This is a genomic window from Asanoa sp. NPDC050611, from assembly GCF_040654855.1.
GTDB lineage: Bacteria > Actinomycetota > Actinomycetes > Mycobacteriales > Micromonosporaceae > Asanoa.
Map to the genome: position 1 here is coordinate 1 of NZ_JBFAIU010000281.1, position 10,246 is coordinate 10,246.

At 73.1% G+C, this 10,246-nt stretch carries 11 protein-coding genes; 9 read left to right on the forward strand and 2 right to left on the reverse strand.

Annotated features, from left to right (window positions below):
* A partial coding sequence (locus AB0H87_RS31360; RefSeq protein ID WP_360153754.1) for an alcohol dehydrogenase catalytic domain-containing protein occupies nucleotides 1-297 on the reverse strand: 297 nt, incomplete at its 3' end.
* Nucleotides 298-598: 301 nt separating this feature from the next.
* Here AB0H87_RS31360 and AB0H87_RS31365 point away from each other — a divergent pair.
* The 7 genes from AB0H87_RS31365 to AB0H87_RS31395 are packed head-to-tail and all read left to right on the forward strand — an operon-like array spanning nucleotide 599 to nucleotide 7,910.
* Entirely contained in the window at nucleotides 599-2,212 is a 1,614-nt protein-coding gene (locus AB0H87_RS31365; RefSeq protein ID WP_360153724.1) for an ABC transporter substrate-binding protein, read from the forward strand.
* A complete protein-coding gene (locus AB0H87_RS31370) occupies nucleotides 2,205-3,305 on the forward strand; it encodes an ABC transporter permease (protein ID WP_360153727.1) in 1,101 nt (366 codons plus the stop codon). Before AB0H87_RS31365 ends, AB0H87_RS31370 begins: the two co-directional genes overlap by 8 nt.
* On the forward strand, nucleotides 3,302-4,138 hold the full coding sequence (locus AB0H87_RS31375; RefSeq protein ID WP_360153730.1) for an ABC transporter permease: 837 nt from the start codon (nucleotides 3,302-3,304) through the stop codon (nucleotides 4,136-4,138). The genes AB0H87_RS31370 and AB0H87_RS31375 overlap by 4 nt, the downstream gene beginning before the upstream one ends.
* Complete coding sequence (locus tag AB0H87_RS31380) at nucleotides 4,135-5,115, forward strand: ABC transporter ATP-binding protein (RefSeq protein ID WP_360153733.1); 981 nt, start codon at nucleotides 4,135-4,137, stop codon at nucleotides 5,113-5,115. Before AB0H87_RS31375 ends, AB0H87_RS31380 begins: the two co-directional genes overlap by 4 nt.
* Nucleotides 5,112-6,089, forward strand: coding sequence for an oligopeptide/dipeptide ABC transporter ATP-binding protein (locus AB0H87_RS31385; protein WP_360153736.1), 978 nt, complete (start codon nucleotides 5,112-5,114; stop codon nucleotides 6,087-6,089). Before AB0H87_RS31380 ends, AB0H87_RS31385 begins: the two co-directional genes overlap by 4 nt.
* 1 nt (nucleotide 6,090) lies before the next feature.
* A complete protein-coding gene (locus tag AB0H87_RS31390) occupies nucleotides 6,091-7,017 on the forward strand; it encodes an NAD(P)-dependent oxidoreductase (protein ID WP_360153739.1) in 927 nt (308 codons plus the stop codon).
* A 59-nt stretch (nucleotides 7,018-7,076) separates the two neighbouring features.
* The gene (locus AB0H87_RS31395) at nucleotides 7,077-7,910 is read left to right on the forward strand and encodes a metal-dependent hydrolase (protein ID WP_360153742.1); all 834 of its coding nucleotides are present in this window, start codon (nucleotides 7,077-7,079) and stop codon (nucleotides 7,908-7,910) included.
* On the opposite strand, the gene AB0H87_RS31400 is transcribed toward AB0H87_RS31395, so the two are convergent.
* The gene (locus tag AB0H87_RS31400; RefSeq protein WP_360153745.1) at nucleotides 7,898-8,827 is read right to left on the reverse strand and encodes an SMP-30/gluconolactonase/LRE family protein; all 930 of its coding nucleotides are present in this window, start codon (nucleotides 8,825-8,827) and stop codon (nucleotides 7,898-7,900) included. The genes AB0H87_RS31395 and AB0H87_RS31400 overlap by 13 nt on opposite strands.
* Before the next feature lie 59 nt (nucleotides 8,828-8,886).
* Between AB0H87_RS31400 and AB0H87_RS31405 the strand changes: the two genes are divergently transcribed.
* Both AB0H87_RS31405 and AB0H87_RS31410 read left to right on the forward strand, forming a co-directional pair.
* Nucleotides 8,887-9,327: an Lrp/AsnC family transcriptional regulator gene (locus AB0H87_RS31405; RefSeq protein ID WP_360153748.1), complete on the forward strand. Its 441-nt coding sequence runs from the start codon at nucleotides 8,887-8,889 to the stop codon at nucleotides 9,325-9,327.
* A 48-nt stretch (nucleotides 9,328-9,375) separates the two neighbouring features.
* On the forward strand, nucleotides 9,376-10,246 hold an 871-nt coding region (locus tag AB0H87_RS31410), incomplete at its 3' end, for a hypothetical protein (protein ID WP_360153751.1).

Genomic DNA, 10,246 nt, shown 5'->3' on the forward strand with positions numbered 1-10,246 from the left:
GGTGTTGGCCGCGGCACCCGGCTCGCAGAGCGCCGGCCGGCCGGACTGGCAGGGCTGGCAGCCGCCGCAGGCGGGCACGAACGCGAACACCACGTGGTCGTCGACGGCCAGGTCGCGTACGCCCGGGCCGACCTCGACCACGACGCCGGCGGCCTCGTGCCCGAGCACCATCGGCAGGGGTCGGGGCCGGGAGCCGTCGACGACCGACAGGTCGGAATGGCAGAGCCCGGCCGCGGCGACGCGCACGAGCACCTCGCCGGCACCGGGTGGGCACAGGTCCAGATCGTCGACGGTCAACGGGCGGCTGCGCGCGTACGGCGTTGTCCGGCCGCTCTCCTCGAGGACGGCCGCGCGGGTTCTGATCACGGCCACTCCCGGATGGAACGACGTTTCATTCGGAAGCTAGGCACGACATCGTTCCATGTCAACAGCTCGGCCGGATCGATGCCGACCTGTTCTCTTGCCTATGTGGACGGTGTAGAACCGGCTCTTGACAGAGCATCGCCGCGCGGCGAATGATCCCGGGTCACAACGTGAAACGCAGTTCCATTCGACTCGGTCTTGCTCTCTGTTCCTCTCGCTCGCCTTGGGGGCAGCAATGCGCCGTGTGATACCCCTCCTCGCCATCGCCACCGTCGTCCTGGCCGCCGCCGGCTGCGGCAGCGACACCAGGTCCGGCACCGCCGGCGACGCCCGGTCCAAGACCCTCGTCTACGGCGTCAACCTCAAGTCGCAGGGCCCGTGGGACCCGCACGTCGGCGCCGTCGGCCTCGACCGCGTGGTGAACCGGGCCGCCTACGACACGCTCGTCGCCTACGCCGGCACCGACTACGCGAAGGTCGTGCCCGACCTCGCCAAGGAATGGACCGTCTCGCCCGACGCGAAGACGTTCACCTTCACGCTCGACCCCGCGGCCAAGTTCGCCACCGGGCGCACCGTCACCGCCGAGGACGTGCGGTGGAGCTTCACACGCCTGAAGAACCTGGCCGGCCCACCGTCCTACCTGGCCGGACCGATCGACACCGTCGCCGCGCCGGACCCGGCCACCGTCGTCGTCACGCTGAAGAGCCCGGACGTCTCGTTCCTGCGCCAGTTCGTCGACGGGCACTTCTCCGTGCTCGACAAGGAGACCGCGACCGCGCACGGCGCGACCGACGCGACCGACGCGGCCAAGACGGACACCGCGACCAACTGGCTGTCCGCCAACAGCGCGGGCTCCGGGCCCTACAAGATCGAGTCGTGGGACGCCGGTTCCCGCCTCGTCATGGTGAAGAACGCGGCCGCGTGGCGGCCGACGGCGTACTTCGAAAAGATCATCCTGCAGGACGTGCCGACGCCCGACGCCCAGCTCGCGGCCCTCAAGCGCGGCGAGATCGACCTGACCCAGGCGCTCGGCAACAGCCTGCTGCAGCCGCTCGGGTCGGAGACCAAGCTGCAGGTCGCCGGCTCGCCCGGGCTCACCTGGTACCTGCTCGGCATGACCCGCGACGCGAAGAACGACCCCAACCTCGCCAAGCAGCAGGTCCAGGCCGCCATCCACAAGGCACTGGACTACCAGGGCATCGGGCAGCTCGCCGAGGGGCTGCAGCAGTGGTACGCGATGATCCCGCCGTTCATCCCCGGCGGGGTCGCCGAGGAGGAGGCGCCGAAGCAGGACCTCGAGGGCGCGAAGGCGCTGATGGCCGGCGCCGGGGTCGGCGGCGGGTTCGAGACCGAGCTGTGCACCACCACGTCGACCGACCACCAGCCCTCCGCGCTCGATCTCGCCCAGAAGGTGCAGGCGGACCTGCAGAACATCGGCATCAAGGTCAAGATCGACGGACAGGAGAACTCGGCCTTCCTGACCAAGTACCGGGCCGCCAAGTGCAAGATGGTCCTCACGATCGACGGCCCGGCCTTCCCGGACCCGTCGCACATCGTGCCGTACCTGCCCGACGGAGCCCGTGCGCTGCGGATGGGTTGGACGAGCGCGAACGCGGGGTGGGACGGTGCGAAGTACACCGCGGCCGCCAAGCAGGCGCTGACCCAGACCGACGAGACCCAGCGGGTCCAGCTCTGGCACGACGTGGCCGCCGGGATGAACACCGACGGGCCGTGGGTGGGCCTGGCGTCGGTGCCGTACAAGTTCGCCGCCGACGCCCGGATCAAGGGTTTCGACCAGGCCACCAACCAGGTCACGCTGCTGGACGTCACGGTGCTGTCCCGTGCCTGACCAGGTGGTCACCCCGGCGCCGCCGGAGGAGGAGGTCGCCGGGACCCGGCCCCCGCTCCGCCGCAGGCGCCGGGGTGGCCGCCGCCGGTCGATCGTCCGCCGGCTGGTCACGCTGCCCTTCCTGCTGCTCGGCATGACCCTGCTGATGTTCCTGATCAGCCGGTTCCTGCCGGCGGACCCGGCCGTCGCCTTCCTCGGCAACAACGGCGCCGACAACCAGCAGGCGGTCGACGCGTTCAACGCGAAGTACGGCCTCGACCGCCCGATCTGGGAGCAGTACTGGATCTACCTGGACCGGCTGCTGCACGGCGACCTCGGCACGTCGATCTCCACCAGCCGGCCCGTGGCGGCCGAGCTCGCCGACGCGTTCCCGGCGACGCTCGAGCTGGCCATCGCCGCGCTGCTGATCTCGCTGCTCGTCGGCATCCCGCTGGGCATCCTCGCCGCGGCCCGCCGCTCGTCGCTGTTCGACCGGCTCACGGGCGGCGCCACCCTGCTCGGCGTCTCGCTGCCACCGTTCGTGCTGGCCCTCGTCGCCCTGCAGGTCCTCTACCTGCGGCTCGGCTGGGTCGCCGGCCCGGGCCGGCTGGATCCGTTCCTCGACCCGCCGCCGACGGTCACCGGGCTGATGACGATCGACGCCCTGCTCGCCGGCCGTCCCGCGGTCGCCCTCGACGTGCTGCACCACCTCGTGCTGCCGGCCGTGGTTCTCGGGATCATCCACGGCGCGTTCTTCGCGCGGGTGGTGCGCTCCACGATGGTCGACGCGCTGCGGGGCGACTTCGTGCGCACCGCCCGCGGGAAGGGCCTGGCGGGCCGGGTGATCGTCGGCCGGCACGCGTTCCGGTTCGCGCTGATCCCGACGCTGAGCCTCGTCGGCCTGACCTTCGGCGAGCTGTTCGCCGGCGCGATCACGGTGGAGACCATCACCGGCTGGCCGGGCGTCGGGCGCTACATGTACAACGCGGCCACCAAGTTGGACTTCCCGGCGGTGATGGCCGGCACGCTCGTGATCGGCGTCGCGTACGTGCTGGTGAACCTGCTGGTCGACATCCTGTACGGGGTCGCCGACCCGCGGGTGGAGGCGTCATGACGCGCCCGGTCGAGTCCGCGCCGGGCCTGCGGCTGTTCCGCCCGACCACGCCGGGCCAGTGGGCCGGGCTGTCGATCATCGCCCTCTGGGTCCTGCTCGCCGTTCTGGCGACGGTGCTCAGTGCCGACCCACTGGCCCAGCAGACCGCCGACCGCCTGCAGGGGCCCAGCCTCGCCCACCTGTTCGGCACGGACCAGCTCGGTCGCGACGTGTTCAGCCGGGTGCTGCAAGGCGGCCGCGCCACGCTGCCGATCGGCGTCTCGATCGTGCTGCTGGCGACCCTGGTCGGCGTGCCGCTCGGCGCGCTGGCCGGGTTCGTCCGCGGCTGGCTCGACGAGGCCGTGATGCGCGTGGCCGACCTGCTGTTCGCGCTGCCGGCGCTGGTGCTCGCGCTGGCCATCGCGGCCGCCCTCGGCCCGAGCGTCAGCAGCGCGGTCATCGCGATCGCCGCGGTGATGTGGCCGCGCTACGCCCGGCTCGCCCGTGGCCAGGTGCTCACGCTGCGCCGGCGCGAGTTCGTGCTGGCCGACCGGGCCACCGGCGCGTCCCCGGCCCAGGTGCTGTGGCAGACCGTGCTGCCGAACGCGGCACCCGTGGTCACCCTCGTCGCCGTGCTCGACCTGGGCACCGCGACGCTGGCCGGCGCGACGCTGAGCTTCCTCGGCCTCGGCGTGCAGCCGCCGACCCCGGAGTGGGGCGCCATGGTGTCCACCGCGGTGCAGACACCGGAGGCGTGGTGGTCGAGCCTGTTCCCGGGCCTGGCACTGGTGTCGTTCGTGGTGGCGGTCAACCTCTACGGCCAGGTCTTCGACCGGAAAGGGCTGGGCCGATGAGCTCCCTGCTGCGCATCACCGACCTGTCCGTGGAGTTTCCCGGCGGCGTACGGGCCGCGCGCGGCGTGAGCCTCGAGGTGGCCGCGGGGGAGACGCTCGCGGTGGTCGGCGAGAGCGGCTCCGGCAAGAGCGTCACCGCCCTCTCGGTGCTCGGGCTGCTCCCCGAGGAGGCCACGGTGACCGGTGGCCGGATCGAGTTCGCGGGCGTCGACCTGTTGCGCTGCCCGCGCAGGCAGCTCAACGAGCTGCGCGGTCGCGCGGTCGCGATGGTCTACCAGGACCCGCTGACCGCGCTCAACCCGGTGCTGACGGTCGGCCGCCAGATCGAGGAGGGGCTGCAGCGCCATCTCGGCCTGCGCCGGCGGGCGGCCACCGTGCGCGCGGCCGAGCTGCTCGACCTCGTCGGCATCCCACAGGCCGCGCGCCGGCTGCGGGACTATCCGCACCAGTTCAGCGGCGGCATGCGGCAGCGGGTGGTGATCGCGATGGCGATCAGCTGCGACCCGCGCCTGATCATCGCGGACGAGCCGACCACCGCGCTCGACGTCACCATGCAGGCGCAGATCCTGGACCTGCTCCGCCGGCTCCGGGACGACCTCGGCACCAGCCTGATGGTGATCAGCCATGACGTCGGCGTCGTGGCGGGGCTGGCCGACCGGGTCGCCATCATGTACGCGGGCCGGGTCGTCGAGAGCGGCACCGCGGTGGAACTGATCGGGGCGCCGAAGCACCCGTACGGCCGCGGCCTGCTCGCCTCGGTCCCGCGCCTCGACGCACCCAGCCGCGTCCGGTTCGCCGCGATCCCGGGCACCCCGCCGGACCCGACCGCGCTGCCGGCCGGTTGTGCGTTCGCGCCGCGCTGCGGGCACGTCGTCGACCGCTGCCGCGACGCCGACCCGCCGTTGCTGGACGCGGCCGGTGGCCGGCTGGTCGCCTGCTGGCGGCACGCCGAGCTGGCCCTGGGAGGTGCCGGATGACCGACCTGCTGGACGTGCGCGCGGCCACGGTGGCGTACCGGACCCGCGCGGGCATCGTCACCGCCGTCAACTCGGTCGACCTCACCGTGGGGCGCGGCGAGATCCTCGCCCTGGTCGGTGAGAGCGGCTGCGGCAAGAGCTCGCTCGGCCGCGCCGTGCTCCGGCTGGAGCCGCTGGCCGGCGGCGAGGTGCGGTTCGCCGGCGACGACCTGGGCACGCTGCGCGGCACGGCGCTGCGGCAGGCCCGGCGCCGGCTGCAGATGGTGTTCCAGGACCCGCAGTCCTCGTTGGACCCACGGCGTACGGTCCGGCAGATCGTCGAACGGCCGCTGAAGGTGCACGGGATCGGCAGCCCGGCGGCGCGCCGCGAGAAGGTGGCGGAGACCCTCGACCTGGTCGGTCTCGGCAGCCGGTTCCTGGACCGGTACCCGGCCGCACTCAGCGGTGGGCAGCGGCAGCGGGTCGGCATCGCGCGGGCCCTCGTGCTCGACCCGGAGCTGCTGGTCTGCGACGAGCCGGTGAGCGCGCTGGACGTGTCGATCCAGGCGCAGATCCTGCAGCTGCTGCTCGACCTGCGGGAGCGGTTGGGGCTCGCCATGCTGTTCATCGCGCACGACCTCGCGGTGGTGCGGCACCTGGCCGACCGGGTGGCCGTGATGTATCTGGGCCGGATCGTCGAGCAGGGCGCCGTGGAGGAGATGTTCGCGCTGCCGCGGCACCCGTACACCCAGGCCCTGCTCTCGGCCGCTCCTGTGCCCGACGTCGCGGCCGAGCGCGCGCGGACCCGGCCGCTGGCGACCGGCGACCTGCCGGACCCGTTGGACCCGCCCTCGGGGTGCGCCTTCCGCACGCGCTGCCCGCACGCCCGGCCGCTCTGCGCCGCGCTGCGGCCGGAACTGGTCCACGGCGTCGCGTGTCACCGGCAGGACGAGCTGCCGCCGTTCGTCAGCCCGCTCACGCACCTCGGAGGGTGAGATGACGCCGTGGGTGGTCGTCTACGACCCGTTGCCGCACTTCACCTACCTCGAGGAGCGGGCGCTGCTGGCGGCGGGCGGCGCCGAGCTGTTCGTGCCGGCCTCCGAGGCCGATGCCCGGGCGGCGATCGTCGGCGCCGACGTCGTCGTGGTCACCGGCCGGCGACCGTTCACGGCCGGGGCGGTGGCGTCGCTGACCCGGTGCGTCGGCGTCCAGACGTCGAGCACGGGCGCCGACTACGTCGACCCGAGCCTGCACGAGCGCGGGATTCCGCTGCGGACGGCTGCCGGCTACTGCACCGAGGAGGTCAGCGACCACGCGATCGCGCTGCTGCTCGCCGCGTGGCGGCGGATCCCGATGCTGGACCGGGCGGGCTGGACGGGCAGCGACGCGGTCACCGCGCCGGTGCGACGGCTGCGCGGGCGCGTCGTGGGGATCGTCGGCATGGGACGGATCGGCCGCCTCGTCGCCGCGAAGGCCCGGGGGATCGGGCTGGAGCCGGTCGGGCACGACCCGTTCCTGCGCGCGGCGCAGGTCGCGCCGACCCCGCTGCTCGAGCTGGACGAGCTGCTCGCCACCGCGGACGTCGTCGTGCTGTGCGCCCCCGCGACCCCGGGGACCCGGCACCTGATCGACGCCCGGCGGCTCGCCCTGACCAGACCGGGCGTGATCCTGGTCAACGTGTCGCGCGGCGCTCTCGTCGACGAGGCGGCCCTGCTCGCCGCGCTGGACAGCGGCCGGGTCGCGGTCGCCGCGCTGGACGTGCGGGAGGTCGAGCCGCCGCGGCCCGGCGACCCGCTCGCCGGCCGGCCGGACACGATCCTGACGCCACACGCGGCCGCGACCTCGGTGGAGTCGGTGGCCGAGCTGCACGAGGTCACCGCCCGCGGCGCCCTCGACCTGTTGCGGGCGGCCGGACGCGGCTGAGGCATTCTCACGTGTGTCGCGGCGGGGTCGGCTGGCGGCGCCCGCTGATACTGGGGTCCATGATGGGCAAGTCGCACGCGCTCTCCGGAGCGGTCGGTTGGTTGGGTGGCTGCGCCGGGGTCGTCGCATCCGGACATTCGGTCGCGCCGGTGTCGGTGGTGGCCGGCGCCGTGGTGGCGTCGGGGTTCGCGCTCCTGCCGGACATCGACCATCCAAGCTCGACCGTCTCGCGTACGCTCGGCCCGATCACGCGCCTGATCTCCCGTGGCGTCTCGGACGCGGCCGCCGCGTTCGGCAAGGCCACCTGCGACCACTGCGACCGCCGCCCCGGTCAGGGCGGCCACCGGCTGGTCACGCACACCGTGCCGTTCGCGCTCGGCATCACCGCCGCGGCCGCACTGGCCGGCCGGCTCTGGGGCGTCTCGGTGAGCATCTTCATCATCGGCTTCGCCGTCTGGCTGGCGACCCACACCGCGCTGCGGCCCAACACGCGCGCCGAGATCGTCGACGCGCTCATTCCGGGCCAGGTGCGCGGCAAGCGGGCACGCAAATACACCGCGGCGCTCGGGTCCGTGATCGCCGCCGTGGTGTTCGCGATCGCCGTGCGCGAGGTCGCCGAGCCCGGCGCGAGCTGGTGGTGGGTCGGGCTCGCAGCCGGTTGGGGCACGCTCGCCCACTCGCTCGGCGACTCGCTCACCCACTGGGGCAGCCCGCTGTTCTGGCCGGTCCGGCTGCGCGGCTGCACCTGGCGCACGGTGGGCACGCCGCGGTTCATGCGGTTCCGGGCCGGCGGCCCGGTCGAGCGCTGGCTGATCGCGCCCGCGATGGGCCTGGTCGGCCTGGCCGCGGCCTATCTGCTGCTGGCGCCGGTGGCCCGCGGCTATCTGGGGTAGCGCGCGCCGTTGAAGTTGACCCGCAGCGTGTAGACCGACGTGGTCGCGGTGATGAACAGGTGGTTGAGCCGCGGGCCGCCGAACGTCAGGTTGCTGACGATCTCCGGCACGAGCAGCTTGCCGAGCAGGTCGCCCTCGGGGGAGAAGCAGTGCAGGCCGTCGTGCGCGGCGGCCCAGACCCGGCCCTTGGCGTCGACCCGCAGCCCGTCGAAGGAGCCGTTGTCGCAGGTGGCGAAGACGTCGCCGCCTTGCAGGTTGGTGCTCTCGGCGACGCTGAACCTGCGGATGTGCTTGCGCCGCGTGTCGGCGATGTAGAGCGTCTGCTCGTCGGCGCTGAACGCCAGCCCGTTGGGACGCTCGAAGTCCTCGGCGACCGTCCGCACCTCGCCGCTGCCCGGGTCGACCCGGTAGACGTGGCAACCGTCCTGTTCGGGCTCGGCCTGGTTGCCCTCGTAGTCGCTGGTGATGCCGTAGCTCGGGTCGGTGAACCAGACCGTGCCGTCGGCCCGCTCGACCACGTCGTTGGGGCTGTTGAAGCGCTTGTTGCGGCACCGCTCGGCGAGCACGGTGATCGTGCCGTCGGGCTCGGTGCGGGTGACCCGGCGGTTGCCCTGCTCGCAGCTGATCAGCCGGCCCGCGCGGTCGACGGTGTGCCCGTTGGTGTAGCCCGCCGGCTGCCGCAGCGCACCGACCGCGCCCGTCGTCTCGTCCCAGCGCAGCAGGCGGTCGTTGGGGATGTCGCTGAACACCAGGTAGCGCCCGGCGGGGAAGTAGGCCGGCCCCTCGGTCCAGCGGCCGTTGGCGAACAGCCGCTCCAGGAACGCGTCGCCGTCCGTGCGGCCGAACCGCTCGTCGAGGGACTCGAAGCGGGCCGGGACCTGATCGACCTCGCGTCGAACGTCGTATGGCGTCAGCATGCCCGTACCGTATCCTGTTCGGTGTTTGAAGAGAAGGCCGGATGAAAGTCGGGAACCGAATGGACCAGGCGGATGCGATTCTGCTCGCCGAGCTGCAGCGTGACGCCGCGCAGCCCTACTCGGCACTGGCGGCGGCCGCCGGGTTGTCAACGGCGGCGACCCATGAGCGGGTACGCAAGCTGCGCGAACGGGGGGTCATCCGGCGCACCACGATCGAGGTCGACCCGACCGCGGTCGGCACGCCGGTGCTGGCGTTCGTGCTGGTCCGCAGCGAGCGCTGGGTCGGCGACGCGGACACCCGTGCGGCGCTGGCCGCGATCGAGGAGATCGAGGAAGCGCACGTGATCGCCGGGACGGCGTCGTTGTTACTCAAGATCCGGACTGCGGGCACGGTGGAGCTGCAGGACGTGCTGCGGCGGCTGCACGGCGTGGGGAGCACCGAGACGATCGTGGTGCTGGAGTCGTTCTTCGCGCGCCCCGTCCGCATCACCCGTCCCTAGCTGGGCTGAACGGGGTACGCCGGGGGGTCACCCTGAAATGCTGAAATCATGGCAGAAAATGGGGCAGGTCCGCCCTCGCCCAACGGCCACGAGCAGAACGGGCGTGGCAACGGGCACCGCGAGGCGGCCATCAGCAGCCAGGAGGACGTCTTCCTCGACGTGCCTCAGCTCGAGGTGGACAAGATCGAGATCAACGTGGCCAACCTGCGGGCCCGGGTCTCGCTGAACGCCGAGGTGTTGAGCCTGCTGAAGCTCAACGTGGGCGTGGACGCCTCGATCGACCAGGTGCACCTGCTGATCCAAGGTGTGGGCGCGCAGGCGCAGCTGAAGGTCCGGCTGGAGAACGTCGCACACATCATCGACAGCGTGCTCGGCACGATCGACAACCACCCGGAGATCATCACGCCGTTGGTGCAGGGCGCGGGCCAGGCACTCGAGGGCGCGGGCCGCGGCGTGGAGTCGGCGGTGACCGACACGGGCCGGGGCGCCGGCGAGGCGGTCAAGGAGATCGGCGGCGGCGCGGGCGGAGCGGTCAAGGACGTCGGCGGCGGCGCCGGTGACGCGGTCCGCGACGTGGGCGGCGGCGCGGGCGAGGCGGTGAAGGACGTCGGCGGCGGCGCCGGTGACGCGGTACGCGACGTCGGCGGCGGCACGGGCGAAGCGGTCAAGGACGTCGGCGGCGGCGCGGGCGGCGCGGTCAAGGAGGTCGGCGGCGGAGCCGGCGAGGCGACGAAGTCGGTTGGCGAAGGCGCCGGCGAGGCGACGGGCCAGGTTGGCGCCGGCGCGGGCGAGGCGGCGAAGGAGGCCGGCGGCGGCGCGGGCGAGGCGGCCAAGCAGGCCGGTGGCGGTGCGGGTGACGCGGCGCGCGAGGCCGGTGGTGGCGCGGGTGAGGCGGCCAAGCAGGCCGGTGGCGGTGCTG

Bases quoted from the DNA above. Each gene is read 5' to 3' on its own strand.
- AB0H87_RS31405 (WP_360153748.1), top strand. From the start codon at position 8,887: ATGGACCAGGCGGATGCGATTCTGCTCGCCGAGCTGCAGCGTGACGCC.
- AB0H87_RS31395 (WP_360153742.1), top strand. From the start codon at position 7,077: ATGATGGGCAAGTCGCACGCGCTCTCCGGAGCGGTCGGTTGGTTGGGT.
- AB0H87_RS31380 (WP_360153733.1), top strand. From the start codon at position 4,135: ATGAGCTCCCTGCTGCGCATCACCGACCTGTCCGTGGAGTTTCCCGGC.
- AB0H87_RS31375 (WP_360153730.1), top strand. From the start codon at position 3,302: ATGACGCGCCCGGTCGAGTCCGCGCCGGGCCTGCGGCTGTTCCGCCCG.
- AB0H87_RS31365 (WP_360153724.1), top strand. From the start codon at position 599: ATGCGCCGTGTGATACCCCTCCTCGCCATCGCCACCGTCGTCCTGGCC.
- AB0H87_RS31390 (WP_360153739.1), top strand. From the start codon at position 6,091: ATGACGCCGTGGGTGGTCGTCTACGACCCGTTGCCGCACTTCACCTAC.
- AB0H87_RS31400 (WP_360153745.1), bottom strand. From the start codon at position 8,827: ATGCTGACGCCATACGACGTTCGACGCGAGGTCGATCAGGTCCCGGCC.
- AB0H87_RS31385 (WP_360153736.1), top strand. From the start codon at position 5,112: ATGACCGACCTGCTGGACGTGCGCGCGGCCACGGTGGCGTACCGGACC.